Source organism: Dyella sp. SG609, from assembly GCF_012275375.1.
Classification (GTDB): Bacteria; Pseudomonadota; Gammaproteobacteria; order Xanthomonadales; family Rhodanobacteraceae; genus Dyella_D; species Dyella_D marensis.
This window is the reverse complement of record NZ_JAAZQJ010000005.1, coordinates 269,898-296,679: the sequence shown is the minus strand read 5'-3', so window position 1 is coordinate 296,679 and position 26,782 is coordinate 269,898. Positions and strand designations below refer to the sequence as shown.

Annotated in this window: 27 protein-coding genes; 13 read left to right on the top strand and 14 right to left on the bottom strand. The window is 69.3% G+C overall.

From position 1 onward, the window contains the following. Window positions 1–12 precede the first annotated feature (12 nt). Window positions 13–1,797: a sodium:proton antiporter gene (locus FHW85_RS11800; protein WP_168648356.1), complete on the top strand. Its 1,785-nt coding sequence runs from the start codon at window positions 13–15 to the stop codon at window positions 1,795–1,797. A gap of 90 nt (window positions 1,798–1,887) precedes the next feature. Here the strand turns inward: FHW85_RS11800 and aceA are convergent, their stop codons facing one another. After that, entirely contained in the window at window positions 1,888–3,189 is a 1,302-nt protein-coding gene (gene aceA / locus FHW85_RS11795) for an isocitrate lyase (protein ID WP_167253341.1), read from the bottom strand. Between the two features lie 40 nt (window positions 3,190–3,229). Next, window positions 3,230–4,828, bottom strand: coding sequence for a malate synthase A (gene aceB, locus FHW85_RS11790; protein ID WP_168648355.1), 1,599 nt, complete (start codon window positions 4,826–4,828; stop codon window positions 3,230–3,232). Between the two features lie 125 nt (window positions 4,829–4,953). Between aceB and FHW85_RS11785 the strand changes: the two genes are divergently transcribed. Further along, entirely contained in the window at window positions 4,954–5,994 is a 1,041-nt protein-coding gene (locus FHW85_RS11785; protein ID WP_167253345.1) for a LysR family transcriptional regulator, read from the top strand. A gap of 87 nt (window positions 5,995–6,081) precedes the next feature. Here FHW85_RS11785 and FHW85_RS11780 read toward each other — a convergent pair whose 3' ends face one another. Genes FHW85_RS11780 through FHW85_RS11745 form a run of 8 tightly spaced genes read right to left on the bottom strand, consistent with a single transcriptional unit; the run spans window position 6,082 to window position 11,565 of the window. Next, entirely contained in the window at window positions 6,082–6,717 is a 636-nt protein-coding gene (locus FHW85_RS11780) for a LysE family translocator (protein ID WP_167253347.1), read from the bottom strand. Window positions 6,718–6,721: 4 nt separating this feature from the next. Next, window positions 6,722–7,315, bottom strand: a complete 594-nt coding sequence (locus tag FHW85_RS11775; RefSeq protein ID WP_168648354.1) for a 1-acyl-sn-glycerol-3-phosphate acyltransferase — start codon at window positions 7,313–7,315, stop codon at window positions 6,722–6,724. After that, on the bottom strand, window positions 7,312–7,734 hold the full coding sequence (arfB, locus tag FHW85_RS11770) for an alternative ribosome rescue aminoacyl-tRNA hydrolase ArfB (protein ID WP_167253351.1): 423 nt from the start codon (window positions 7,732–7,734) through the stop codon (window positions 7,312–7,314). The genes FHW85_RS11775 and arfB overlap by 4 nt, the downstream gene beginning before the upstream one ends. A gap of 43 nt (window positions 7,735–7,777) precedes the next feature. Beyond that, window positions 7,778–8,482, bottom strand: coding sequence for a pseudouridine synthase (locus tag FHW85_RS11765; RefSeq protein ID WP_168648482.1), 705 nt, complete (start codon window positions 8,480–8,482; stop codon window positions 7,778–7,780). A gap of 22 nt (window positions 8,483–8,504) precedes the next feature. Continuing rightward, entirely contained in the window at window positions 8,505–10,151 is a 1,647-nt protein-coding gene (ubiB, locus tag FHW85_RS11760; RefSeq protein WP_168648353.1) for a ubiquinone biosynthesis regulatory protein kinase UbiB, read from the bottom strand. After that, window positions 10,148–10,798: an SCP2 sterol-binding domain-containing protein gene (locus FHW85_RS11755; protein ID WP_168648352.1), complete on the bottom strand. Its 651-nt coding sequence runs from the start codon at window positions 10,796–10,798 to the stop codon at window positions 10,148–10,150. The genes ubiB and FHW85_RS11755 overlap by 4 nt, the downstream gene beginning before the upstream one ends. A 47-nt stretch (window positions 10,799–10,845) precedes the next feature. Continuing rightward, window positions 10,846–11,310, bottom strand: coding sequence for a tRNA (cytidine(34)-2'-O)-methyltransferase (locus FHW85_RS11750; protein WP_168648351.1), 465 nt, complete (start codon window positions 11,308–11,310; stop codon window positions 10,846–10,848). A 51-nt stretch (window positions 11,311–11,361) separates the two neighbouring features. Further along, complete coding sequence (locus FHW85_RS11745) at window positions 11,362–11,565, bottom strand: hypothetical protein (RefSeq protein WP_167253359.1); 204 nt, start codon at window positions 11,563–11,565, stop codon at window positions 11,362–11,364. Between the two features lie 276 nt (window positions 11,566–11,841). Here FHW85_RS11745 and FHW85_RS11740 point away from each other — a divergent pair, with 276 nt between their 5' ends. The 6 genes from FHW85_RS11740 (at window position 11,842) to FHW85_RS11715 (ending at window position 19,292) form a co-directional block, all read left to right on the top strand. Next, window positions 11,842–14,733: a pitrilysin family protein gene (locus FHW85_RS11740; protein WP_168648350.1), complete on the top strand. Its 2,892-nt coding sequence runs from the start codon at window positions 11,842–11,844 to the stop codon at window positions 14,731–14,733. A gap of 128 nt (window positions 14,734–14,861) precedes the next feature. Further along, the gene (locus FHW85_RS11735; RefSeq protein WP_167253363.1) at window positions 14,862–15,266 is read left to right on the top strand and encodes a DUF4156 domain-containing protein; all 405 of its coding nucleotides are present in this window, start codon (window positions 14,862–14,864) and stop codon (window positions 15,264–15,266) included. A 165-nt stretch (window positions 15,267–15,431) separates the two neighbouring features. Next, window positions 15,432–15,926 (top strand): MarR family transcriptional regulator, encoded by a 495-nt coding sequence (locus tag FHW85_RS11730; RefSeq protein ID WP_167253365.1) that lies wholly within the window; start codon window positions 15,432–15,434, stop codon window positions 15,924–15,926. 4 nt (window positions 15,927–15,930) lie between these two features. Next, a complete protein-coding gene (locus tag FHW85_RS11725; RefSeq protein ID WP_168648349.1) occupies window positions 15,931–18,060 on the top strand; it encodes an FUSC family protein in 2,130 nt (709 codons plus the stop codon). After that, entirely contained in the window at window positions 18,050–18,265 is a 216-nt protein-coding gene (locus tag FHW85_RS11720) for a DUF1656 domain-containing protein (protein WP_210427763.1), read from the top strand. The genes FHW85_RS11725 and FHW85_RS11720 overlap by 11 nt, the downstream gene beginning before the upstream one ends. Before the next feature lie 10 nt (window positions 18,266–18,275). After that, complete coding sequence (locus FHW85_RS11715) at window positions 18,276–19,292, top strand: HlyD family secretion protein (protein WP_168648348.1); 1,017 nt, start codon at window positions 18,276–18,278, stop codon at window positions 19,290–19,292. Between the two features lie 82 nt (window positions 19,293–19,374). Here FHW85_RS11715 and FHW85_RS11710 read toward each other — a convergent pair whose 3' ends face one another. From FHW85_RS11710 to hemH, 4 genes are all read right to left on the bottom strand, one after another. After that, complete coding sequence (locus FHW85_RS11710) at window positions 19,375–21,246, bottom strand: aspartyl protease family protein (protein ID WP_168648347.1); 1,872 nt, start codon at window positions 21,244–21,246, stop codon at window positions 19,375–19,377. A 72-nt stretch (window positions 21,247–21,318) separates the two neighbouring features. Beyond that, a complete protein-coding gene (locus tag FHW85_RS11705; protein ID WP_168648346.1) occupies window positions 21,319–22,125 on the bottom strand; it encodes a helix-turn-helix transcriptional regulator in 807 nt (268 codons plus the stop codon). Window positions 22,126–22,170: 45 nt separating this feature from the next. Further along, a complete protein-coding gene (locus FHW85_RS11700) occupies window positions 22,171–23,019 on the bottom strand; it encodes an alpha/beta hydrolase (RefSeq protein ID WP_168648345.1) in 849 nt (282 codons plus the stop codon). Next, a complete protein-coding gene (gene hemH, locus FHW85_RS11695; protein ID WP_168648344.1) occupies window positions 23,016–24,062 on the bottom strand; it encodes a ferrochelatase in 1,047 nt (348 codons plus the stop codon). Before hemH ends, FHW85_RS11700 begins: the two co-directional genes overlap by 4 nt. Window positions 24,063–24,169: 107 nt before the next feature. Here hemH and FHW85_RS11690 point away from each other — a divergent pair, with 107 nt between their 5' ends. From FHW85_RS11690 to FHW85_RS11670, 5 genes are all read left to right on the top strand, one after another. Then, window positions 24,170–24,856, top strand: a complete 687-nt coding sequence (locus tag FHW85_RS11690) for a lipid-binding SYLF domain-containing protein (RefSeq protein ID WP_167253380.1) — start codon at window positions 24,170–24,172, stop codon at window positions 24,854–24,856. 66 nt (window positions 24,857–24,922) lie between these two features. Further along, a complete protein-coding gene (tatA, locus tag FHW85_RS11685) occupies window positions 24,923–25,159 on the top strand; it encodes a Sec-independent protein translocase subunit TatA (RefSeq protein ID WP_167253382.1) in 237 nt (78 codons plus the stop codon). Window positions 25,160–25,180: 21 nt separating this feature from the next. Beyond that, a complete protein-coding gene (gene tatB / locus FHW85_RS11680) occupies window positions 25,181–25,573 on the top strand; it encodes a Sec-independent protein translocase protein TatB (RefSeq protein ID WP_168648343.1) in 393 nt (130 codons plus the stop codon). Next, the gene (gene tatC, locus FHW85_RS11675; protein ID WP_167253386.1) at window positions 25,560–26,318 is read left to right on the top strand and encodes a twin-arginine translocase subunit TatC; all 759 of its coding nucleotides are present in this window, start codon (window positions 25,560–25,562) and stop codon (window positions 26,316–26,318) included. Before tatB ends, tatC begins: the two co-directional genes overlap by 14 nt. Next, entirely contained in the window at window positions 26,315–26,767 is a 453-nt protein-coding gene (locus FHW85_RS11670; RefSeq protein WP_168648342.1) for a cupin domain-containing protein, read from the top strand. The genes tatC and FHW85_RS11670 overlap by 4 nt, the downstream gene beginning before the upstream one ends. Window positions 26,768–26,782 lie beyond the last annotated feature (15 nt).

Here is a 26,782-nt window from a genome sequence, read left to right as displayed (position 1 = left end):
GAAGGAACGCGAATGAGCACGCTCCAAATCAGCCTGATGCTCGCGGGCATGCTCGGCATCGGCTTCCTGGCGCAGTGGCTGGCCTGGCGCGTGCGGCTTCCCGCCATTCTGTTTCTGCTGCTGGCCGGCATCCTGCTGGGGCCGGTCTCCGGCGTGCTGCAGCCGGACCGCCTGCTCGGTGAGCTGCTGTTTCCGGTGGTGTCGCTGGCGGTGGCGGTAATCCTGTTCGAAGGCAGCCTCACCCTGCGTTTCGACGAGCTGCCCGGCATCGGCCATGCCGTGCGCGGGCTCGTCAGCTATGGCGCCGTGGTGGCGCTGGTGCTGCTGGCCGTCGCCGGCCATTATTTCGCCGGGTTGCGCTGGGAACTGGCCTGGCTGTTCGGCGCGCTCACCTGCGTCACCGGCCCGACCGTGATCGCGCCGATGCTGCGCACCTTGCGGCCGAATGCGCGCATCGCCAACACCTTGCGCTGGGAAGGCATCGTGATCGACCCGCTCGGCGCGCTGTTCGCCGTGCTGATCTACGAAGCCATCGTGTCGCGCCACCAGGGCCACACCATCGGCGTCTTCCTGGCCACCGTGGTGTGCGGCAGCGTGGCCGGCGCGCTGGCCGCGTGGATCATGGGTTTCCTGCTGCGCCGCCAGCTGATTCCCGATTACCTGCAGAACTTCGGCGTGCTCGCCGCGGTGTTGCTGGCGTTCTGTCTTTCCAATGCGATCGAACACGAATCGGGCCTGCTCACCGTCACGGTGATGGGCATCGCGCTGGGCAACATGCGCGGCGTGCATATCGACGACATCCTCGACTTCAAGGAAAGCCTCACCACCTTGCTGGTCTCCACCTTGTTCATCCTGCTCGCCGCGCGGCTGGAATGGCCGCTGCCGGACGGCATGCTGTGGGCGGGCATCGCGATCTTCATCGCGGCGCAGCTCATCGTGCGGCCGCTCACCGTGGCCATCTCCAGCATCGGCAGCGCGCTGAACTGGCGCGAGCGCGCGCTGATCGCCTGGGTGGCGCCGCGCGGCATCGTGGCGGCTTCGGTGTCCGCGCTGTTCGCGCTGAAGCTCGAAGCGCTGGGCATGCAGGATGCGCGCGCGCTGGTGCCACTGGTCTTCATCCTGATCATCGGCACCGTGGTGTTGCAGAGCGCCACGGCGCGTCCGCTGGCACGCTGGCTGAAGGTGTCGGAGCCGGACCCGAACGGCGTGCTGATCGCCGGTTCCGACAGCGTCGCGCGCGCCATCGCCAAGGCATTGAGCGATGCGGGCTTCCGCGTGGTGCTGGCGGACGACGCCTGGGAAGGCGTGCGCATCGCGCGCATGGAAGGACTCGGCACCTTCTTCGGCAACCCCGCCTCCAGCTATGCGGAACGCAATCTCGACCTCACCGGCATCGGCACCCTGCTGGCGCTGTCCACCCAGCGCGAGCGCAACTCGCTGGTGTGCGTGCACTACCGACAGGAATTCGGCCGCGACCGGGTCTACCTGCTGCGCGTGCTGCCGCCGCAGGAATCCAACGGCCGCGCCATGCTCGCCGGCACCTTGATGGCGCCGCCGCTGTTTGCCGAAGACATGACGCACGCGCGCTTCGCCGAACTGCTCGCGCAGGGCTGGCGCATCAAGTCCACGCGCCTGTCGGCCACCTTCGACTGGCCGCATTTCATCGAGCAGTACGGCTCCGGCACGGTGTTGCTGTTCGGCGTGGACGAGAAGGGCGTGCTGCGCGTGGTCTCCGCGCATCGCGAGGTGGAGCCGCGCCCCGGCTGGCTGGTGATCGCCCTGGTGCCGGCCGAGTAAGCGTCCCTGCATGGCGGGAGCCGGCGGGCGGACCCGCCGGCTCCCGCGCCGGCATCCCTGCCGGCGCCACGCCAAGTGGTGCTGGCCCGATCAGGCCGCCGAAGCGCGCCGTGCGTGGAACTGCGCTTCCTCGGTGGAGCCCTTCAAGGCCGTGGTGGACGACTGCCCCTGCTGGATCGCCTGCGTCACCTGGTCGAAGTAGCCGGTGCCCACTTCGCGCTGATGCTTCACCGCGGTGAAGCCGCGCTCGGCAGCGGCGAACTCGCGCTCCTGCAGCTCCACGAAGGCGCTCATCTGGCGGCGCGCATAGCCGTGGGCCAGGTCGAACATGCCGTAGTTGAGGCTGTGGAAGCCGGCCAGGGTGATGAACTGGAACTTGTAGCCCATCGCGCCGAGCTCGCGCTGGAATTTCGCGATGGTGGCGTCGTCCAGGTTCTTCTTCCAGTTGAAGCTGGGCGAGCAGTTGTAGGCCAGCAGCTTGCCGGGGAACCGCGCATGGATCGCCTCGGCGAACTTGCGCGCTTCTTCCAGGTTCGGCTTGCTGGTCTCGCACCACACCAGGTCGGCGTAAGGCGCATAGGCCAGGCCGCGGCTGATCGCCTGCTCCAGGCCGGGCCGCACGCGGAAGAAGCCCTCCACGGTGCGCTCGCCGGTGACGAACGGACGGTCGTTGTCGTCGATGTCGGAAGTGAGCAGGTCCGCCGCATCCGCGTCGGTGCGCGCCACCAGCAGGGTGGGCACGCCCAGCACGTCGGCGGCCAGGCGCGCGGCGGTGAGCTTGTCCACCGCTTCGCGCGTTGGCACCAGCACCTTGCCGCCCATATGGCCGCACTTCTTCACCGAGGCCAGCTGGTCTTCGAAGTGCACGCCGGAGGCGCCCGCCTCGATCATCGCCTTCATCAGCTCGAAGGCGTTGAGCACGCCGCCGAAGCCGGCTTCGGCGTCGGCCACGATCGGCACCATCCAGTCGATCTCGTCATTGCCTTCGGCGTGGTGCAGCTGGTCGGCGCGCAGCAAGGTGTTGTTGATGCGCTTGACCACCTGCGGCACCGAATTGGCCGGATACAGCGACTGGTCCGGATACATCTCGCCGGCCAGGTTGGCGTCGGCGGCGACCTGCCAGCCGCTGAGATAAATGGCCTTGAGGCCGGCCTTCACCTGCTGCATGGCCTGGTTGCCGGTCAGCGCGCCCAGCGCGTTGACGAAGTCTTCCTGCTGCAGCGATCTCCACAGCCGCTCCGCACCCTGGCGGGCGATCGAATGCTCCACCGGCACGGTGCCGCGCAGGCGCACCACGTCGGCGGCGGTGTAGTTGCGGCGCACGCCGTTCCAGCGCGGGTTGTTCTGCCAGTCGAGGGTGAGCTGGTCGGCGGTGGGCAGGGCGTTCTTCATGAGATGACTCCTGGTAACAAAGGGCTTCGATGCGTCGCGCTCAGGCGAGGCGGTCGTAGGCGGGCAGGGTGAGGAAGTCGCCGAGCTGGGCGGCGTGCGTGAGCGAGGCGAGCAGCGCCGCGGCGTCGTCGGCGCGCGCGGCGCCGGGATGCGTGCTGGCGCGCAGGCGGTGGGTGTGCGCCGCGAGCGCCTGGTCGAACAGGGCGAAATCGATCGGTGCGTGGTCGGTGAATTCCACGCCGCCGTGATGCAGCCACTGCCACAGCTGGGCGCGCGCGATTTCCGCGGTGGCCGCGTCTTCCATCAGGTGATGGATCGGCACGCAGCCCAGCCCGTCCAGCCACGCGGCGGTGTAGCGCAGCGCCACTTCCACGTTGTTGTCGAAGCCGGCGCGGCTGATGGTGCCGGCGCAGGGCGCGATCAGCTGGTCGCGCGATACCTGCACGTCGGCGCGCGCCACGTTGAGCTGGTTCGGCGAGGGCATGTACTTGTCGAAGATCTCGCGCGCCACCGGCACCAGCGCCGGATGCGCCACCCAGGTGCCGTCATGGCCGGCCTGCACTTCGCGCAGCTTGTCGGCGCGCACCTTGGCCATGGCCGCTTCGTTGGCGGCTTCGTCGCCCTTGATCGGAATCTGCGCCGCCATGCCGCCCATGGCGAAGGCGCCGCGGCGGTGGCAGGTCTGGATCAGCAGTTCCGAATAGGCCTTCAGGAACGGCACCGTCATCAGCACCTGGCCGCGCTCGGGCAGCAGGCGGTCGCGGTGGCCGCGCAGGGTCTTCAGGTAGGAAAAGATGTAGTCCCAGCGGCCGCAGTTCAGGCCCACCGCGCGCTCGCGCAGCGCATGCAGGATCTCGTGCATCTGGAACACCGCCGGCAGCGTCTCGATCAGCACGGTGGCCTTCATGCAGTTCGCCGGCAGGCCGAGTTCGTCCTCGGCGGCAGCCATCACCTCATGCCACAGCGCGGCTTCTTCCATCGCCTCCAGCTTGGGCAGGTAGAAGTACGGGCCGCGGTCGCGCTGCTGCAGGCTACGGGCGTTGTGGAAGGCGTACAGGCCGAAGTCGACCAGGGCGCCGGACATCGGCTCGCCGTCCACCGTCAGGTGGCGCTCCGGCAGGTGCCAGCCGCGCGGGCGGACCACCAGCACGGCCGGGTCGTGGCCGACGCGGTAGGTCTTTCCCTCCGGCGAGGTGTAGCCGATGGTGCCGTTCACCGCGTCGCGCAGGTTGATCTGGCCGTCGAGCTGGTTGGCCAGCGTCGGCGCGCTGGAGTCCTCGAAGTCGGCCATGAACACCTTCGCGCCGGAATTGAGCGCGTTGATGATCATCTTGCGTTCGACCGGGCCGGTGATCTCCACGCGGCGGTCCTGCAGGGCGGCGGGGATCTTGCCGACCGTCCAGTTGCCTTCGCGGATGGCGAGGGTGTCGGCGCGGAAATCCGGCAGCACGCCGGCGTCGTAGCGGGCCTGCCGGGCACGGCGGGCGGCCAGCAGGTCCAGGCGGCGCCGGTTGAAGCGGCGGTGCAGGCCGGCCAGGAGGGCCAGGGCCGCCGGGGTCAGGATGCTCTCGTGGCCGGGACCGGTCCGGCCTTCGATCCGGACGGACGGCTGGGGCAGGCGTTCTTGGGGGACGGCCATGGCGCTTCTCCATCGATGACGATGGGGCGACACTAGGTCGCCGAGCTTGGCTTTGACAAAGCGAATGTTTCAATTTTAGATATTGGCAATGCTAATGATCTTTCCAACTCATTGAGCGAAAAGCCGTGCCGAAGGCGTCCGACAAGCTGAACAAGCCTCGCAAGGGCCGCAAATCGACTCCGCGGCGCCGCGCCGGCGACGTCGCCCCGGCCGAGGGCACCGCGCGCTTCTACTACAAGGGCAACCGCCAGAAGCAGCTGCGCGCCTTCGTCTACACCGTGAAGCTGGGCACCCTCACCCGCGCCGCCGAGGCGCTGTACCTGTCGCAGCCCAGCGTGAGCCTGCAGCTGCAGGCGCTGGAGCGGGAGCTGGGCACGCGCCTGCTGGAGCGCAGCCGCCGCCGCATCAATCTCACCGATGCCGGAGAAGCCCTGTACGAGCTGGCGCGCCCCCTGGTGGAAGGCTGGGAATCGCTGGACCGCGACTTCCAGGCCAAGGTGAAGGGCCTGCAGAGCGGCCGCCTGACCATCGCCGCCGGCACCTCCACCATCCAGTACCTGCTGCCGGACCTGGTGCGCCGCTACCGCGAGCGGTACCCGGCCGTGCAACTGCAGCTGGCCAACGTCACCGGCAAGGACGGCCTGGCCCTGCTGCGCGCGGACGAGGCGGATTTCGCCGTGGGTTCGATGCTGGACGTGCCCAACGACATCGCCTGGGCGCCGGTCTACCACTACGACCCGATGCTGATCACGCCGCCGGATCATCCGCTGGCGGGCAAGGACAGCATCCGGCTGGAGGATCTCTCGCCCTACGGCCTGATCCTGCCGCCGCAGCGCCTGTCGACGTACCGCATGGTGGACCTGGTGTTCCAGCAGCGGCAGGTGCCGTACCAGGTGGCGATCGAGGTGGGCGGCTGGGACGTGATCAAGGAATACGTCGCGATGGGCTTGGGGATCTCCATCGTCACCGGCATCTGCATCACCGAGGCCGACCGCGCGCGGCTGGCCGTGCGCAATCTGCGGCAGTACTTTCCGCAACGGGCCTATGGGGTGGTGATGCGCAAGGGGAAATTTTTAAGCGCGGAAGCGCGGGCCTTTATCGATCTGATCCGGCCTGGCCTGCTGACCCATCGCGATTACGACGAATCGGGGCATTCCGAACGGTAGGTTGGGGTGAGCCGCAGGCGAACCCCAACGATGCGATGCGCCCGATGTTGGGGTTCGCCTGCGGCTCACCCCAACCTACGCCGAGCGTTACTGCTGGCGCTGCATCGCCAGCCGGATGCCGAAGCCCAGCAGCACCGTCCCGCACGCACGATCCATCCACTGCCCGAAGTGCGGCCGCGCATCCAGCAGCCGGTGCACCTGGCCGCCCAGCATCGCCAGCACCATCGACCACACCAGGCCGACGCCGATAAAGCTCAGGCCCAGCACCGCCAAACCCCACTGCGGATGCGCCGCCTGCATCGACACGAACTGCGGCAGGAAGGCCAGGAAGAACAGCGCCACCTTCGGATTCAGCACATTGGTCAGCATGCCCTGGCGGAATGCTGCGCCCAGGCCGCGGCCGCGCGTCACCGTCGGCTGCCGCGCACTCTGCTTCGCCAGCAGCATGCGCACGCCCATCCACACCAGATAGGCCGCGCCCAGATACTTCAGCGCCGCGAACGCCAGCGCCGAGGTCATCAGGATCGCCGAGATGCCGAGCACGGCCGCCAAGGTATGCACCAGGCAGCCCGTATTGATGCCCAGCACCGCCGCCACGCCCACCGTGCGGCCTTCGCGGCCGCTGCGGGCGAGGATGTAGAAGGTGTCCAGGCCGGGAGTCAGCGCCAGCGCGATGCAGGCCAGGACGAAGGCGCCGAAATGCTGGATGCCGAGGGATTCCATCGGGTCACTCCGTATTGCGGTGCTTGCCGCGATAGGGGCGGAACAAGGCGCGGATCTTCAGCATGTCCGCGTCGTGGTCTCCCGTGGCGTGTACCACCGGCCCCAGGGTGAAAGTCTTGGTCGGATAGTCGATAAACAGCGTCTGGATCGGCACGTTCGCCTCGTGCGCGATGCGCAGGAAGCCGGACTTCCATTCCTTCACCTGCTTGCGCGTGCCCTCGGGCGTGATGCCCAGCCACATGCGCTCGTTCTGCTGGAAACGCTCCACCATCTGCCCCACCACGTTGAGCGCGGCCTTGCGGTTGATCGGGATCATGCCGATCGGGCGCAGGATGATGCCGAGCGGGCCGTCCAGCACCTCGCGCTTGATCATGATGTTGATCTCGGCGCCCACGCCGATCTTCATCAGCAGGCCCCACAGGCCGTCCCAGTACGAGGAATGCGGCGCGCCGATCAGGATCAGCTTGGGCACGTCCGGCAGCTCGCCCAGCAGGCGCCAGCCGCTCAGCCGCAAGATGCCGCGCGACAGCCACGGCCAGAAGCGGCTCTTGAGCCTGGGCGCCGAGGGCGGCGTCGGCGGGACCACGGGTGGGCTCATTCGGAACTCCAGTTGCGCGAGCGCGTCTGCTTGATCTTCCCGCGTTGCTGCTTGCCGGCCAGGCGGCGCTCCTTGGAGGCGCGCGACGGCTTGGTGGCGACGCGCGGCTTGGGCGGCACCAGCACGTCGCGGATGATCTCGACCAGGCGCTCGCGCGCGTCCTCGCGGTTGCGGCCCTGGTCGCGGAAGCGGCGGGCCTGGATCACCAGCACGCCGTCGTCGGTGAGGCGGCGGTCGCGGCGCGCCAGCAGGCGTTCGCGCACGGCGTCGGGCAGCGACGGCGAATGCGCCACGTCGAAGCGCAGTTCCACCGCGCTTTCGGTGCGATTGACGTGCTGCCCACCGGGGCCGTCGGCGCGCAGGAAGCGCTCGGTCAGCTCGGTCTCGGGCAGCGCTAGGGAACGGCTGACGATAAGCATGGCGCGCAGTGTAGCGGGGGCCGGGCGGGCCGCCCACCGGCGCTCAGGGAATCCCGGGCACGGCCCAGCCGAAGCGCTCCAGCACGCCGGCGAAGGCGGCATCGAGCGGCGCTTCCAGCCGCATCGGCGCGCCGCTGAGCGGATGCGCGAAGCTCACCCGCCACGCATGCAGCAGCATGCGGTGGCAGCCGAAGTACTGCTTGTACAGGCGATTGTGGTCGCTGCGGCCGTGCTGGCAGTCGCCGATCACCGGATGGTGGATATGCGCCATGTGCTTGCGGATCTGGCGGAAGCGGCCGGTCTCCGGTTCCGCCAGCACCATCCCGTAGCGCTGCTGCGGGTAGCGGCCCAGCGCGATCGGCACCTCCACCGTGGCCAGGCGGCGGTAGCGCGTGCGTGCATCGCGGCGCGGGCCGGTGTCGCGCGATCCGGGCAGCGGATAGTCGATCAGCGCGGCTTCCGGCTCCGGCCAGCCGCGCACCACGGCGAGGTATTGCTTGTGCACGCCGCGGCCCATGAACTGCTCGCCCAGCGCCGCGGCGACTTCCGCCGAGCGCGCCACCAGCAGCACGCCGCTGGTGGCGCGGTCCAGCCGGTGCGCCAGGTTCACGGTGCCGCCGACCTGCTCGCGCAGCAGGTCGATCAGGAACTCGTCGGCGGGGCCGACCAGCTTGGAGCGATGCACGGCCAGGCCCGCGGGCTTGTTCACCGCGATCAGGGCGTCGTCCTGGTAGATCAGTTCGAGCACGGTCATGCGTGTGGCGCTTGCTTCAGCGCCTCGGCCACGCGGCTGCGAACGCGCACAGGCCTGCTACGGCCGCGACGACCGGCAGCCACGCGCCATGCTGCGGCGCCTGCGTCCACAGCAAGGTGGCGCTGACCAGCAGCGCACCGCCGAGCAGGCCGGCGCCGAGCGTGCGCTGCTGCCGGCGCGAGGCTTCCTGGCGCTGCGCCAGTTCCAGCGGATCGGCCAGCCCGCGCTGTTCGCCGCGCGCCACCTGGCGCAGCGCGTCGCGGATCAGTTCCGGAAACTGCGGCGCCGCATGGAACCATTCCGGCAGCCGCTTGCGCACTTCGCGCAGGGTGCGGCGCGGGCTGTAGCGCTCGCGCAGGATGCGCTTGAGCACCGGGTGCGCCACCGCCCAGATATCGATATCCGGATCGAGCATGCGGCCCACGCCTTCGATATTCAGCAGCGTCTTCTGCAGCAGGATCAGCTGCGGCTGCAGGGTGAGCTCGAAGCGGCGCGCGGTCTGGAACAGCTTGACCACCAGCTCGGCCAGCGAGATCTGCGACAGCGGACGGGTGAAGTACGGCTCGCACACCGTGCGCACCGCCGCTTCCAGTTCGTCCATGCGCACGGTGTCGGGCATCCAGCCGGCGTCGACGTGCAGCTGCGCGATGCGCGCGTAGTCGCGCTCGAACAGCGCGATGAAGTTCTGCGCCAGCCAGTACTGGTCCGCTTCCGGCAGCGAACCCATGATGCCGAAGTCCAGCGCGATGAAGCGCGGCTCGCCGGTGCGCGCCACGTCCACCCAGATGTTGCCCGGGTGCGCGTCGGCGTGGAAAAAGTTGTCGCGGAACACCTGCTCGTAGAACACGCGCACGCCCTTGGCGGCGAGCGTCTTGCGGTCCACGCCGGCGGCGTCGATGGCGGCGATGTCGTCGCAGCTCACGCCGTTGACGCGCTCCAGCGTGAGCACGCGTTCGGCGGTGAGTTCCCAGTGCACTTCGGGCACGTAGAGATCCACGCCGCTGTCAAAATTGCGCCGCAGCAGGCTGGCGCTGGCGCCTTCGCGCTGCAGATCCAGCTCGTTCTCCAGCATCTTCTCGACTTCGGCCACCACGTCCAGCGGGCGGATCTTGTCGGCGTTCGGATGCCAGCGCTGCGCCAGCTCGCCCAGCGAATGCAGCAAGGCGACGTCGCGGGCGATGCGCGCGTCGATGCCGGGACGCAGCACCTTCACCACCACCTCGCGGCCATCCGGCAGCGCAGCCGCGTGCACCTGCGCGATCGAGGCCGAGGCCAGCGGCGTTTCGTCGAAGCGCGCGAACAGCTGCGTCACCGGCGCTTTCAGTTCGCGCTCGACGATGGCGCGCGCCTCGGCGCCGGGGAAGGGCGGTACCTGGTCCTGCAGCAGGGCCAGCTCGTCGGCGATGTCGCCGGGCACCAGGTCGCGCCGGGTCGACAGCACCTGGCCGGCCTTGACGAAGATCGGGCCCAGCTCGGTCAGCGCCAGGCGCAGGCGCGCGCCGCGCGGCAGGTTCGCCACGTCGGCGCGCGGCCTGGCCAGGAACGGGCGCAGCAGTTTCAGCGGGCGGAACAGATGGGCGGCGTCGACCAGCTCGTCGAGCCGGTAGGCCAGCAGCACCGAGGCGACGCGCAGCACGCGCGGCACGACTTTCAGCGGCGTCACGCGGCGTTTCCTTTGAGCTTCTGTTCCAGCCGCGCCAGGCGCGATTCCAGGCGTTCGCTGCGTTCGCGCAAGCCGTCCACGCCGTCGAGGAAACCTTCCACTTCGCCCGGCGCCGCGGCCACGCGCACTTCGTCGCGCAGCCAGTCAGCGGTGTCCTCGGCCAGGTGGCTGCCGCTTTCGCGCGCATGCGCCAGCGCTTCGCGCACGGCCTTGGCCAGCGGCACGCCGAGTACGTCGCCGAAGGTGCGGGTGAAGGCTTCTTCGAAATCAGGGGCGAACTTCGCGGCGAGTTTTTCCAGGCGGCGCGCCAGTTCCGCATCGCCGGCGATATCCACCTTGCCCGGCGCCACCCCTTCGTCGTCGCGCCGCAGCGCCATCGCCAGCAGGCTGCCGGGCGTGGCGCGCACGCGCAGCTGGCTGTCGTCGCGGCCGGGGCCGACCTGCAGGCGGCCTTCGTGCACGGTGATCGCCAGGGTCAGCGCGGGGCCTTCCAGATGCAGCTGCACGCTGCGTCCGTCCAGCGCGGACAGGCGCTGCACGGTGTCGGGATCGAGCGAGAGCAAGTGGTTCAGCGCGGTCTCGAGCGCGCGGCCGGCGATCACGCGCAGCGGGCGCGGCAGCAAGGGGCGGGGAGCGGGTGCGGTCATGGGCCGGCATTGTAGCGGCAGGGCGCGCGGACTCGCCCTGCGGCCGGTCAGCCCGCGCCGTCGAAGCCCAGCTGGCGCCATGCCTCGTACACGGCGACGGCGACGGTGTTGGAGAGATTCAGGCTGCGGCTCTGTGGACGCATCGGCAGGCGCAGGCGGCAGTCTTCCGGAATCGCATCCAGCACCTCGCCGGGCAGGCCGGCGGTTTCGCAGCCGAACAGGAAGGCGTCGCCGGGCGCGTAGTGCGCATCCACATGGGCGACGCGGCCGCGGGTGGAGAAGGCGAACACGCGCGGATGCCCCAGGGCGGCGAGGCAGGTGTCCAGGTCGTCGTGAACCGCGAGGCTGGCGTACTCGTGGTAGTCCAGGCCGGCGCGGCGCAGGCGCGCATCGTCGAGTTCGAAACCCAGCGGCCGGATCAGGTGCAGCGAGGCGCCGGTGTTGGCGCAGAGGCGGATGACGTTGCCGGTGTTCGGCGGGATTTCGGGATGGAACAGGATGACATGCAGCATCCGGCCATTATCTGTGCGGGGCGCCCGCCGGAACAGCGCCCCGTCCGGCGTTCAACCGCCCAGGCGGGGACAGACCACGCCATCGGCCGGCAGCAGGCACTGCGCATGGGCGGCCGGGGCGAGCTGGCCGGCGCTGCCGCTGGCGGCCAGGCGGATGGCGTCGGGCGAGGCATTGACCATCGCCACCAGCAGCAGAGCGCACACCAGCAGGCAGCCGGCGAACAGACCGCGCAACATCAGGGCTTCGAATTTCATGGGGTGTCTCCGACAAGGCTTGGGGTCCTGCGTCCTTGGAATGGCAAGCGCCGTGCCAAGCCCGGCCGGATCACAAGGGCTTGATTTGGCGGAACTTAGGATGCGCGGCCGGATCTGTTCCGCTGTCCGCGGACACTGTGCGCACGCCAGCGGACACTGTCCGGACGCCCGAGGTGTCCGATCGGCCGTCCTTTCGGGTCAATCGGCCGAAGGTCATTTGCGGTTCCCCCCATGCATGACTAGCCTCGGAGGTTCTGTGAAACAGGAGGTTCATCCATGCGCAAGCCCCTTGCCCTGCTTATTGCCGGGCTTCTGTCCGCCGGAGTCGCCATGACAGCGCCCTCGCCATCCCTGGCCGCCCCGGCCACGCAGACCGTCCCCGAGATCGCCTATACCCGCTTCACCCTGCCCAACGGGCTGACCGCGGTGGTGCACGAGGACCACAAGGCGCCGGTGGTGGCGGTGAGCATCTGGTACCACGTCGGTTCCGGCGACGAACCCAAGGGCAAGACCGGCTTTGCGCATCTGTTCGAGCACCTGATGTTCTCCGGCTCGGAGAACCACAAGGGCACTTACTTCGCCCCGTTCGAGCTGGCCGGCGCCACCGACATGAACGGCACCACCTGGTTCGACCGCACCAATTATTTCGAGACGGTGCCGACCACCGCGCTGGACATGGCGCTGTGGATGGAATCGGACCGCATGGGCCACCTGCTCGGCGCGATCGGCCAGAAGGAGCTCGACACCCAGCGCGGCGTGGTGCAGAACGAGAAGCGCCAGGGCGAGAACCGCCCCTACGGCCGCGTGGACCAGAACATCCTGTCCAACACCTACCCGGCCAACCACCCGTACCAGCACGACACCATCGGCTCCATGAAGGATCTCGATGACGCCTCGCTGGCCGACGTGAAGCAGTGGTTCCACGACTACTACGGCGCCGCCAACACGGTGATCGTGCTGGCCGGCGACATCACGCCGGCGCAGGCCAGGGAAAAGCTCACCAAGTATTTCGGCGACATCCCCGCCGGCCCGCCGGTGCCGCGCCAGCAGCCGTGGATCACGCCGCTGGCCAAGTCCAGCCGCGGCGTGCAGCACGACCACGTGTCGCAGCCGCGCATCTACCGCACCTGGGTGGTGCCGCAGCTGGGCACCGACGACATGGTCTCGCTGGACCTGGCCTCCACCGTGCTCGGCGGCGGCAAGACCTCGCGCCTGTACCAGCGGCTGGTCTACCAGGACAAGCTCGTCGACGACATCTCCGCCAGCGTCTCGCCGTTCGCCCTGGCCAGCCAGTTCCAGATCCAGGCCGACGTGCGCGAAGGCGTGGATCCGGCCAAGGTCGAAGCGGCGGTGGCCGACGAGCTGAAGAAATTCCTCGCCGACGGCCCGACCCAGGACGAACTGGATCGCGCCAAGGTCGGCAACCGCGCTTCGTTCGTGCGCGGCCTGGAGAAAGTCGGCGGCTTCGGCGGCAAGGCCGTGATCCTGGCCGAGGGCCAGGTCTATCGCGGCGATCCGGGCGCCTACAAGAAGGACCTGGAGCGCATCGACGGCGCCACCATCGCCAGCGTGAAATCCGCTTCGGCCAAGTGGCTGGCCAAGGGCGACTACCTGCTGACCGTGCTGCCGGCCGGCGACGGTTTCGATCCGGACCAGGAAGACGCCAAGGTCGTGGCGTTGCCTGACGCGCAGGGCCGCCCCGACGCCAAGCTGCCGGCCGCGCAGCAGTACAGCGTGGGCAAGAACGAAGTCGATCGCGCCAAGGGCGTGCCGCAGGTCAACCAGTTCCCGGACCTGAGCTTCCCGAAGCTGGAGCGCGGCAAGCTGAAGAACGGCATCGAAGTGGTGCTGGCGCAGCGCCACACCGTGCCGGTCACGCAGATCCAGTTGCAGTTCGACGCCGGCTACGCGGCCGACCAGGGCCACAAGCTCGGCACCGCCAGCTTCGCCACCACGCTGATGAACGAGAGCACCAAGTCGCTGGACTCGGTGGAAGTGTCCAAGCGCAAGCAGCGCCTGGGTGCGATCACCAGCATCGGCTGCGGCCTCGACACCTGCACCGCCTCGCTCAATGCGCTCAACGATCAGCTGAAGCCGTCGCTGGAACTGTTCGCCGACATCGTGCGCAACCCCGCCTTCAAGGCCGAGGACATCGAGCGCGTGCGCGGCCAGTGGCTGGCCGGCATCGCGCAGGAGAAGACCCAGCCGACGGGCCTCGCGCTGCGCACGCTGCCGCCGCTGCTGTACGGGCAGGGCCATGCGTACGGCATCCCGTTCACCGGCACCGGCACCGAGGCGGCGATCAAGTCGCTCACGGCGGACGACCTGGCCGGCTTCCAGCGCAACTGGCTGCGGCCGGACAACGTGAAGATCCTGGTCGCCGGCGACACCACGCTGGAACAGATCATTCCGCAGCTCGACGCGGTGTTCGACGACTGGAAGGCGCCGGACAGCGCGCTGCCGAAGAAGAACATCGCCAAGGTCGCCGCCCAGGCCAAGCCGCGAGTGTTCCTGATCGACCGGCCGGATGCGCCGCAGTCGCTGATCCTCGCCGGCCTGCTGGCGCCGTCCAGCAAGGCGCCGAACGACATCGACATCGACGTGGCCAATGGCGCCTTCGGCGGCAGCTTCACCTCGCGCCTCAACATGAACCTGCGCGAGGACAAGCGCTGGGCCTACGGCGCCTTCAGCTTCCTGCGCGATGCGCTCGGCCAGCGGCCGTTCCTGATGTATGCGCCGGTGCAGACCGACAAGACCGCCGAGTCCGCGCGCGAAGTGCAGAAGGAAGCCGTGGCCGTGGTCGGCGCCAAGCCGCTCACCGCGCAGGAAGTGGACAAGATCAAGTCGTCCAACGTGCGCGGCCTGCCGGGCAGCTTCGAGACCACCGCGTCGGTGCTCGGCGCACTCAGCGAGATCGTGCAGTACGGCCGTCCGGACGACTACGTGCAGACCCTGAAGCAGCACACCGAGGCGGTGAACCAGGCCAGCGCGCAGAAGGCGATCGGCGAGATCGTCCATCCGCAGGCGCTGACCTGGGTGATCGTCGGCGACCTCAGCAAGATCGAGCAGCCGGTGCGCGCGCTGAACCTGGGCGAGGTGCACGTGATCGACGCCGACGGCAAGCCGGTGGCGGCCAAGGCGGCGCCGAAGGCCAAGGCCGGCAAGTAAGCGAAGGGCGGGAGGCGTTGCCTTCCGCCGTTCAGCCGGGCGTGGGCTGCCGTCATCGCCGCACGTTACGATGGGGGCCGGGCAGGAGACTGCCCGGCCCTTCTTACTGGACATCCATGGAGTCACCCATGCGCAAGACCCTGCTGCTCGTTCCCGTGGCCCTGCTGCTCGGTGCCTGCACCTGGGGCATCACCCTGGACGATGCCGCCAAGAACGTCCGCACGGTATGGAGCGGCGACGTGTCCTCCTGCCATGAGCTGGGCAAGGTCACCGTGTCGGTGATGAACCGGGTGGGGCCGATCAACCGCAACGACATCAAGGTGCGCGACGAGCTGGAAGTGATGGCGCGCAACGAGGCGGCCAAGATGCACGCCGACACCGTCAAGCCGCTGGCCGAGCCGTCCGAGGGTTCCCAGCCCTGGGGCGCCTACCAGTGCGGCGCCAACCGCCCGTCCGCCGGCCGCCCGGGGGCGGCCCCCGCGCCGGCGCAGTCGGCCGGCGGCAATACGGAGACCTTCCCGATCAAGGGTTAAGCCACGCCGCAAGCCATTGGAAATACGAGAAAAGCGCCCCCATCGCGGGGCGCTTTTTTTGTGCCCTGGAAAAAGCCGGTTGCGCCGGTTCTCTCACAGGCATAATATTCACAAATAAGTTGTACATAAATGTACTAAATGATCGATCCCCGCCGAGATCCGCGCATGAGCAGCTTCGCCCCCACCGAGCAGCGCCTGGCCATCACCTGCCGCCGCTATCCCCAGTTCCCGCGCGACCCGGCCGTGCTGGTGCGCCTGGTCAAGCACATCTACAAGCGCGTGCACGACGAGGCCAACGCGCTGCTCAAGCCGTTCGGCATCAACCATCCGGAATACAACCTCCTGATGATGCTGTACGGCACCGAGGGCTATACGCTCAATCCCTCGCAGCTGGCGGACGCGGCGGGGGAGAAGTCCGCCAACATCACGCGGCTGACCAACGAGCTGTGCGACAAGGGCCTGATCGAGCGCACCGCCAGCGACGAGGACCGCCGCAAGGTCACGCTTACGCTGACGGCGAAGGGGCTGACGATGATCGAGAGCTTCCTGCCTGGCATCTGCGGCCTGCTCGAACGGCAGGCCGGCGGGCTGCAGCCGCGCGAATCCGCGCAGCTGGAGCGGCTGCTGAAGAAATTCCTCGACCACGTGGACCCGGCCTGAGGCCATGGCTCCCGAAACCGCACCCGCCGCCCCGCGCTGGGCCTGGCTGCCCGCCTTCCTCGCCGAGGAGCAGGTGTCGTGGGTGTTCGTGGCCAAGACCCTGCTGGCCATGTACGTCACCTGCTGGCTGGCCATGCTGTTCCAGCTGGAGCAGCCGGCCACGGCGATGATCACGGTGGCCATCGTCATGCATCCGCAGAGCGGCATGGTGCTGGCCAAGAGCTTCTATCGCGCGCTGGGCACCTTCGCCGGCAGCCTGTTCGGCCTGGTGCTGATGAGCCTGTTCCCGCAGCAGCGCGAACTGTTCCTGCTGTGCCTGTCGCTGTGGGTCGCCATGTGCGCCGGCGGCGCCACGCTGTACCGCAACTTCGCCGCCTACGGCTTCGTGCTGGCCGGCTATACCGCGGCCATCGTCACCCTGCCGGCGGTGAGCAATCCGCTCAACGTGTTCGACTCCGCGGTGATGCGCGTGAGCGAAGTGATGCTCGGCATCATCGTTTCCGGCGTGGTCAGCGACGTGATCCTGCCCGAGCGCCTGCGCCCCCTGCTGCGCCGCAGTGCGCGCGAGCATTTCGCGCACTTCATCGACTTCGCGCGCGGCAGCACCGGCGGGGCCATCCCGCGCCGCGAGATGGAGAAGGCGCACCTGCGCTTCGTGCGCGCCGCGGTGCAGCTGGAAGACCTGCGCGCCTCGGTCATCTTCGAAGACCCGGAAGCGCGCGCCCGCAGCAGCCGCATGCGCCTGCTCAATCAGCGCTACATGGCCGCGTCCACCAGCTTCCAGTCGGCGCATCACCTGATCAACCGCCTGCAGCGCGCCGGCCGCGACAACGTCGCCGCCGCGCTGATCGCGCTGTACGCGCCGATCGGCGAAGCGCTCTCGCCCGACCCCGCGCAACAGCAGGACCCCGCCGTGCTCGCCCCGCGCCTGAAGGCCTGCGAAGACGTGCTGCCGCCGCTGGCCGCGCGCCTGCGCGCGGAACTGCCGGCCGACGCCTGGCTGGAGTTCGACACCGGCGCCGGCCTGCTGCGCCGCTTCTGCAGCGAGATGCGCGACTTCACCGCGCTGGAAGCCTCGCTGCGCGAAGGCAATCTCAAGGGCGCGGTGGAGATCGTGCACTTCCGCCGCGGCAACGACGTGCCCGGCGCCGCGGTGAGCGTGCTGCGCACCTTCCTCACCATGGCGGTGCTCAGCGTGTTCTGGCTGAGCAGCGGCTGGACCTACGGCTCCAGCGCCATGCTGCTGGCCACCATCTTCAGCGGCCTGTTCGCGGCATCGGCATACCCGATGATCGCGGTGACCAACACGCTGGCCGGCTATGTCAGCGGCATGGTCGGCGGCTATCTGGTGACCTTCTACGGGCTGCCCGGCGGCGACGGCTTCGCCATGCTGATCATCGCCACGCTGCCGTTCCTGCTGATCGGCCCCTACCTCACCACGCGCAACCAGACGTTGCCGGGCGTCGGTGCGGGCTACACGCTGGGCTATGTGTACATCCTCGCGCTGAAGAACCCGATGGTGTACGACCCCACGCGCTTTCTTAATGACGCCATCGCTCAGGTCGTCGGCATAGCCATGACGGCGGTGTTCTTCATCTTCGTGCCGGCGGTGACCGGTTCGCTGTGGCAGCGCCGCCGCCAGCTGGTGCAGCTGCGCCACCAGGTGGTGCTGGCGGCGAACGCGCCGCTGCCGGGGCTGCTGTACAGCTTCGAAAGCATCAACCGCGACATCGTGCAGCAGGTGGTCACCTACACGCGCCCCGATACCGACGAGTCGCGCAGCCTGCTGGCCTGGGCGCTGTCGGTGCACGAATGCGGCCGCGCGGTGATCGAGCTGCGCCAGGACGTGGCGCGCAGCGGCATGCCGCATTCGGTGGTGGGTCCGGTACAGGACGCGGTGCACGCCATCGGCGCGCTCTACGCGCAGCCCGGCGCGGAGCGCTGGCGCCTGGCCGATCAGAGCGTCACTCACGCCATCGCCATCACCAACGCCCACCTGGCGCAGTCGCCGTCGACCTGCCAGGCCGCGCTCACCCACCTCTACCTGTTGCGCAGCGCGCTGCGCGACGACGAATCGGCCATGGCGCCCTATATCGAGGCGAACAAGGCCGCGGAGACTCCCCATGCCGCATAGATGGATACCTCATGAAGTCGCGCTCGCCGACGCCCTGGTGCCCGGCCTGCTGGTGGTCTTTATCGGCTGCCTGCTGGTGCTGTGGCTAGTCGATACCGTGGTCGGCCGCTTCGGCCTCTATCGCTTCGTCTGGCATCCGCCGCTGTTCCGGCTGGCCCTTTTCGTGTGCATGTTCGGCAGCGCCGGACTGCTGCTGTTTCCCTGAGCCCGCAACCATGAAAATCACCTCGCTGCTCCGTTTCGCCCTTACCGCCGCCGTCGTCGTCATCGCCGCGCTGCTCGGCCATGCGCTGTGGCGCCACTACATGTATTCGCCGTGGACGCGCGATGGCCGCGTGCGCGCCGAAGTGGTGCGCATCGCGCCGGACGTGTCCGGCCTGGTCACCCGCGTCGCCGTGATCGACAACCAGCAGGTGAAGAAGGGCGACCTGCTGTTCTCCATCGACAAGCCGCGCTTCGAATACGCCGTGGCCCAGGCCCAGGCCAATCTCGCCGCGGCCGAAGCCAGCGCGCGCGCCGCCGGCGCCAATATCAACGCGGCCCTGGCCAGCGCCGCCGCGCGCAAGGCCGACTACGAGATGGCTTCCTCGCAGGCGCAGCGCCGCCAGCGCCTGGGCGACGTGGTCTCGCAGGAAGTGCGCGCCGACGCGCAGTCCTCCGCCAACGCCGCGCGCGCCACCTGGCAGCAGGCCCAGGCCAGCGGCAACCAGGCCAGCGCCGCGCGCCAGCAGGCCGAGGCCGCGGTGGAGCAGGCACAAGTAGCGCTGGACCGCGCCAAGCTCGATCTGGAACGCACCGACGTGCGCGCGCCGGTCGACGGCTATGTCACCAACCTGGATATCCGCGTCGGCGACTACGCCTCCACCGGCTCGCCGCGGCTGGCCCTGATCGACAGCCACAGCTACTACATCTACGGCTATTTCGAGGAAACCAAGCTGCCGCACCTGCGCGTGGGCGACCCGGTGCACATCCGCCTGATGGCCGGCGGCGCGCGGCTGGACGGCCAGATCACCGGCATCGCGCGCGGCATCACCGACCGCGACAATCCCACCGGCAGCGACCTGCTGGCCGACGTGAACCCCACCTTCAACTGGGTGCGCCTGGCCCAGCGCGTGCCGGTGCGCATCGCCATCGACACCGAACACCTGCCACCGGACGTGCTGATCGCCGCGGGCATGACCGCGACGATCGAGGTGCAGCCGCGCGCGGATGGACGCAAGCCGGTCGACTGAGCGGCGTAGGTTGGGGTGAGCGCCAGCGAACCCCAACGTTGCGCGACGTTGGGGTTCGCCTCCGGCTCACCCCAACCTACGGTCAGCGCGGCGCTACGTCGCGCAGGCGCATGTCCAGCACCTTGCCGCCATCCAGCGTGAGCTTCAGCGGCGTGCCTTCCGGCAGATTCATGACGGCATCGCGCAGCTCGCCCAGTCCGATCGACTTCGCCGCTTTACCGTTCACCGCGACGATGAAGTCGCCCGCCTTCAGTCCGGCCTCGGCGGCGGGACTGCCGGCCAGCACCCAGCTCACCTTGTAGCGATCCGGCTGCGCCGCCGACTTGCTGGCGCGGAAGCCGGCCATCGCGTACTGCGCCGGCACCGGCGGTTTGCGCGGCAGCAGCACCATCTCCGCGCGGCGGTAATCGAAGTGCACGTTGAAGCGCGACAGGATGTCCTGCCCGATATTGCCCGCCTCGGTGGGATTGCCGGTGGCGCCGGCATCGGCGCGGGTCAGCATGGCCACCACGTTGTCCAGCTTCTGCGTGCCAAGCTGCAGGCCCTGCGCATGCGCGAAGTGCGCGGTGAACAGTCCGCCCACGCCGCCGGTCGGCGCCGGTGCGCCATGCTCGTAATGTGCGGCGATGCCGTTGCGCGCGGCCCACTGCGGGAACAGCAGGGTCAGGCCGCCATTGCCGGTATCGATGCCGAACACGCCCTGCTTGCCGTCGAGGCTGGCGTCGACCAGCGGCATGTCGTAGGTGAACGTCACCGGCAGCCGCTCGCCGTGCTCGGCCGGCGGTGCGTCGCCGCGGTCGTAGGCCTGCAGCACCAGCTGGTTCTTGTCGTAGTCGAAGGTCACCGCGAAGCGCTCGAAGATTTCCAGGCCCAGGATGCCGGCGATCGGCTCGCGCCCTTCGCCGCGCTCGTAGAACTCGTGCGGGTAGGGCATCACCAGGAAGGCGAGGTCGCGGATGTCCGCGCCGCCCATGCCGAGATGGCCGACCCGCGCATAGGCCATTTCCATCGAACCCGGCCCGGAGCCGGTGCTCACGCCCGCGCCCTGGGTGGCGAGGCCAAGCTTCTTCGCCGCGTCGGTGGTGAGGATGGCGTGGCCGCCGGTGTCGAGAATGAAGGGCATCGGGCCCTTGCCATCGATGCTCGCATCGACCAGCAGGAAGCCGCCTTCCAGATGCATCGCCACCGTGGTGCGGCGTGCATCGCCGGCCATGCTCACGTCGCGCACCGTGTTGTCGGGACGCGCCAGCGCCTCGGCCGGCGCGCGCTCCAGCCAGCGGTAGCTCTGCACGATGTCGGTGCTGCCGTTGTCCTCGCCGCCGCCGGCGGTCACCGCGCTGGCGGTGATGCGGAACGGCAGCTGCACGCCGTCGACGTCGCGATAGTCGGCGAAGGCTTCCGTCGCCAGCAGGAAGGAGCTGGCATAGGTGGCGTGGTCCAGGCGATGCGTGGCCGGATCCAGCCACAGCGTGATCGCGCGGCCGCCGGCCGGCGTGGCTTCCAGGCGCTGGTAGCGGTGGCCGTTGGCGTCCGCATCCGGCAGGCGGCGATAGCCTGTGCGGTCGTCGGCGGCGAGGAAGGCGAAGCGGCGCAGCCAGTCTTCATTGGCGGCGACGATCGCGGCCTCGGCCGAGTCGTAAGGGTGGCTGAGGCCGGTGATGTCCTGGTGCCAGCGGCCTTGTGCGTCGGCGCCGTCGGCGCGGGTGAACAGCGGCGTCTTCGCGTGCTCGGCGTAGTGGCCGTTGCGCAGGTCCACCGCCATGCGCCACTCGCCGGTAAAGCCGTCGGCGTCTTCGCGGCCTTGCGCGATCAGCGCGCCGTGGCGGCGCCAGGCCTCGGCGCCATGGGCGTCGCGCAGCTGGCGCAGCAGGGTGTCGGTGTCGTCGGCGCAGGCCAGCGTGGGCAGCAGCAGGCCGGCGAGCAGCAGCAGGCGGGGCAGGGATGGTTTGAGCATGGTTCGTCTCCGTGGCGTACGGAACCCATGCTGCCGGCCGCGCCGCGTGCCGACTAGGACGAACCTGAGGTATCAGGACGCGTGTTGCGTTTTATGCCGGTAGTCACGCGGCGTCTGGCCGGTGACGCGCTTGAATACGCGGGCGAAATGGCTCTGGTCGGCAAAGCCGGCACCGGCGGCGACCTCGGCGATCGGCCGCTCGCCATCCGCCAGCTCGCGGCAGGCCTGGCGGATGCGCAGCGTGCGCCGGTAGTCGCCCACCGACATGCCCTGCGCCTGCTGGAAGCGCCGCGCCAGATGCGCCGGATGCACGCCGGCCAGCCGGCCCAGTTCCGGCAGCGACAGCTCGGCCAGCGGGTCGTCGTGCAGCCGCTGCAGCACCTTGGCCAGCCAGGCGGGGCGCTTGTCCTCGCGCTCGTTGCGGCAGGCCAGGGCGACCAGTTCGAACACCGCCGATTGCAGCGCCAGCGGCGCGGCATCGTCATCGGCCGCCAGCTCGCGCTCGATGCGTGCCAGCAGGCGCGCGGCGTCGGGCAGGCGCAGTGCGCGGTAATCGCCGAGCAGCCGCAGCAGGCCGCCGCTGTCGGCCAGTTCCTGGCCCGGGAAGATGCTGAGGCAGCGCGCGCCGCGCGGCGAAAAACGGTTGGCGTGGCGATGGCCCCGCGGATGCGCCAGCAGCAGGCCGGGCGCGCAGTCGGTATCCGCGCCGGACGCCTGTTGCGTATAGGCGCCGTCGGCGACCAGGCACAGATAGGCCTCGTCATGCTCGTGCAGCGGCAGCACGCCTTCGCCCGCATATGTGGTGGCGGTGACCAGCATGCCGCCGAACGACTGGCGGTGCTGCGGGGATCCGAAATTGGCGCGCCCTAGGTGCTGCATGGCTTGCAGTGTACGGAGCCGCGGCGCGGCGCCGCGTGCCGTTGGTCAGGGGCCGAGCTGGGCCGAAGCCCAGGCGGCGACGGCCTGCGGGTGTTCCAGATGCAGGTGATGGCCGCCCTGCAGGTGGCTGACCGCGATGCCGGCGACGCAGGCCGCACGCTGCATCATCGGGCCGCTGGGCAGGTACGACGTGGCCGGTTCGGCCAGCAGCAGGGCGGTCGGCGCGTCGATGCCGCGCAGCAGGGCGTGCACCTGCGTCTCGGCGAGGCGCAAGGGCGAGGTGCGGGTAAGCCGCGGATCGCTGCGCCAGCACCAGCCGTCCGCCACTTCGGCCAGGCCGCGCTCGACGATCGGCCGCGCCAGCTCCGCGCGCAGGCCGCCGGCGATGGCGCGGGCGGCCTCGGCCTGCTCGATATCGCGGAACACGCGCAGCCCCTTGCCGTTCGGCGCGGTGGCGATGCCGTCGCGGAAACGCTGCAAGGTGTGCGTGCCGTCGTCGCCGAGCGGCCCCAGCCCTTCGATCAGCAGCAGGCGATGGACGCGCGACGGCGCCGCGGCCGCCGCCAGCGCGGCGATGCCCGCGCCGAGCGAATGGCCGAGCAGGTCGAAGCGCTCCAGGCCCAGCGCATCGGCGGCGGCCAGCACGGCGCGCACGTAGTCGACGAAGTGGTAGTGCAGGCCGGGCGGCAGGTGATCGGAGTGGCCATGGCCCGGCAGTTCCAGGGCGATGACCTGGCGATGTGGCGCCAGCAGCGGCGCGAGGCGTGCATAGCTGCCGGCATTGTCCAGCCAGCCATGCAGGGCCAGCAGCGGCGGCCGATGGTCGCCGCCCCAGACCAGCGCGCGCAGCGCCAGCGCCGGCAGTTCGATCGCGCGCTCGGCGGGGCCGCTCATGCGCCGCCGCGTTCCGGCCAGCCCTGCATATGGCGCAGGGCCAGTTCGGCCAGGCTGTCCACCTGGTGCCGGCTATGGTTGAGCGCGGGGATATAGCGCAGCTCCTGGCCGCCGGCTTCGAGGAAGAAATCGCGGTTCTGCATCGCGATCTCCTCCAGCGTTTCCAGGCAGTCGACCGCGAAGCCGGGGCAGGCCACGTCCAGCCGCTTCACGCCCTGCGCCGCCAGCTCGCGCACGGTGGCGTCGGTGTACGGCTGCAGCCACGGCTCGCGGCCCACGCGCGACTGGAAGCTGACGATCAGCTGCGCAGGCTCCAGGCCCAGGCGCGCGCGCAGCAGCGCCGCGGTGCGCTGGCATTGCAGGAAATACGGGTCGCCGGCTTCCGTATAGCGCTGCGGAATGCCGTGGAAGGACAGCAGCAGCCGGTCGCCGCGCCCGTGTTCGCGCCACCAGCCTTCGATGCTGCGCGCCAGCGCTTCGATATGGCCGGGGTCGTCGTGATAGTCGTTGACCACGCGCAGCTCCGGCGGCCAGCGCAGCGTCTTGAAGCTGTCGGCCACCGCATCCAGCACCGAGCCGGTGGAGGTGCCCGAATACTGCGGATACAGCGGCAGCACCAGCAGCCGGCGCACGCCTTCGCGCATCAGCTGCTCGATCTGCGCGGCCACCGAGGGCTGGCCATAGCGCATGGCCAGGGCCACCTTGACCGGTCCCGGCATGCGCTGCGACAGGGTTTCCTGCAGCGCGGCGGCCAGCGCCTCGCTGCCCACCCGCAGCGGCGAGCCCTGCGGCGTCCACACGCGCTGGTAGGCATGCGCCGAGCGCGGCGGCCGGATGCGCAGGATCGCCCCGTGCAGGATCAGCCACCACAGCCAGCGCGGGTACTCGATCACGCGCGGATCGCCGAGGAACTCGGCCAGATAAGGACGCAATGCGCGCGCAGTCGGCGCTGCGGGCGTGCCCAGGTTGACCAGCAGCAATCCGGCCTTAACCGGCAGGTCATCGGAAAGTCCGGTCAGGCCGGTATAGTGGCTGAGAGGCATGGCAGCGACGTGGACAATTCAACCATGAAGTGTGCCACAAGCCATCCGGCGCCCCCTGTGACCCGCGGTCGCGGGCGCTACTGACGGAACCCGTACAGGAGTCACCCATGTTCAAAGCATCGCTGCGCCGCCTGCTGCTCGCCGCCCTGGTTCTGCTGCCGGCCATGGCCGTCCACGCCGAGGACCCGCCGCTGGTGCGCGCCGAGAACTCGGTGCGCGTGCTGAAGGAGATCATGGAGGCGCCGGACAAATCGATCCCGGTCGACCTGCTGAAGGAAGCCCACGCGATCGCGGTGATCCCCGACATGGTCAAGGCCGGCTTCATCTTCGGCGGCCGCCGCGGCGAGGGCCTGATCTCGGTGAAGAGCCCGGACGGCACCTGGTCCAACCCCAGCTTCATCTCGCTCACCGGCGGCAGCGTCGGCTTCCAGGCCGGCGTCTCGTCCACCGATGTGATCCTGGTCTTCCGCACGCAGCGCGGCGTGGATTCCATCGTCAACGGCAAGTTCACCCTGGGCGCCGACGCCGCGGCCGCGGCCGGCCCGGTCGGCCGCACGGCCACCGCCTCCACCGATTCGCAGTTCAAGGCCGAGATCTACTCCTACTCGCGCTCGCGCGGCCTGTTCGCTGGCGTGGCCCTGGATGGCTCCGCCCTGCGCATCGACTACGACGCCAACGAAGCCATCTACGGCAAGGGCATCACCCCGCGCCGCATCTTCGAAGGCGGCGTCAGCAATGTTCCCTCCCAGGTCGTCGATTTCCGCGACCGCCTGGAGGAGTACACTCAGCGATGATTCGGAAAGGCCGGCGTACCCGCGTGCGATCGTTTTCCGGTCTTCTTCCGACTTGAGGCCATCCCCATGAGCATGACCCATCTCCTTATCCTGCTGGTCGTCGTAGTGCTGATCTTCGGCACCAAGAAATTGCGCAATATCGGTTCGGACCTCGGCGGCGCCGTGCGCGACTTCAAGAAAGGCCTTGACGGCGGCGAAGAAAGTGCCGGCAGCAGCAAGCCCAAGGACGAGCGCCTGCAGGCCGACCCGCCGCCGGCCAGCAGCCAGAGCCAGTCGCAGCACGACCACAGCGAAACCAAGTAAGCCCCGGCGGATCCTCAAGGCATGATCGAGATCAGCTTCGGCAAGCTGGTGCTGCTGGCGCTCGTCGCGCTGATCGTGCTCGGCCCGGAAAAACTGCCCCACGCCGCCCGCACCGCGGGCGCCCTGCTGCGCCGCGTGCGCCTGGGCTGGGACAGCGTGCGGGCCGAGGTGGAGCGCGAGCTGCAGCTGGAAGAAATCAAGCGCCAGGCGCGCGAGGCGGCGGACCGCGCCCAGGCGGCGCAGTCCGAGCTGGACGCCACGCTGCGCAAGGTGCGCGACGCCGGCGCCGAAACGGTCGGGCCCGCCACCATCGCGCCGGCTTCCGGCGAAACCACGCCCGTGAAGGAGGAGCCGGCCCTCGGCTCCGAGACGCCACCCAAGGATCCGAAGGACTCCCCGCATGGCGGCGCCTGAGCAAGAACAAGAACCCGACGCAGTCGAAGAAGGCCTGTTCTCCCACCTGATCGAGCTGCGCTCGCGCCTGATGCGCGCGATCGTCACCATCGCCCTGGTGCTGCTGGCGCTGATCCCGATCGCCAACCGCCTGTACGCGGAGCTGGCTGCCCCGCTGGTGGCGCGCCTGCCGCAGGGTGCGCATCTGATCGCCACCGAAGTGGCCAGCCCGTTCGTCACGCCGCTGAAGCTGGCCTTCTACGCGGCGCTGTTCATCAGCATGCCGATGATCCTGTACCAGCTGTGGGCCTTCGTCAGTCCCGGCCTGTACAAGCACGAGAAGCGCCTGGCGCGCCCGCTGCTGGCGGCGGCGCTGGTGCTGTTCTACACCGGCTGCGCGTTCGCCTATTTCCTGGTGCTGCCGGCGGCGTTCCGCTTTCTTACCGCGGTGACGCCGGAAGGAGTGGAGATGATGACCGACATCACCCACTACCTCGACTTCGTGATGCTGATGTTCTTCGCCTTCGGCCTGTGCTTCGAGGTGCCGGTGGCGGTGGTGATCCTGGCCGCGATCGGCGTGGTGAACCTGCAGCAGCTGCGCGATGGCCGGCGCTACGCCATCGTCGGCGCCTTCACCATCGCCGCCTTCATCACGCCGCCGGACATCACCTCGATGATCATGCTGGCGGTGCCGATGTGCTTCCTCTACGAAGTCGGCCTGCTGGCCGTGCGCTGGCTGGTGAAGCCGGCGGCGGCGACGCCGTGAGCGGGTCCGGGCGCGCGGCGGAACTGATCGCCGCGCTGCGCCTGGAGCCGCATATCGAAGGCGGCCACTACCGCCGCTTCCACACCGCCATCGCGCCGCATGGCGAGCGGCCGGCGCTCAGCGCCATCCATTACCTGATCGCCGCCGGCCAGGTCGGCGCCTGGCATGCGATCGACGCCGAGGAAGCCTGGCACTACGTGGAAGGCGATCCGCTGGAGCTGCTGATCTACCACCCCGCCGAGCGCCGGCTGGAACGCCACCGCCTGGGGCCGCTGGCGCAGGGCGCCGTGCCAGTGCGCGTGGTGCCGGCGAACGCATGGCAGGCCTCGCGTCCGCTGGGCGCCTATACGCTGGTGACCTGCACGGTGGCGCCGGCATTCGAGTTCGGCGGTTTTCGCCTGCTTGCCGACGAGCCGTTCGCCAGCACCTTGCGGCAACAACTGGCGTAGGTTGGGGTTCGCCTG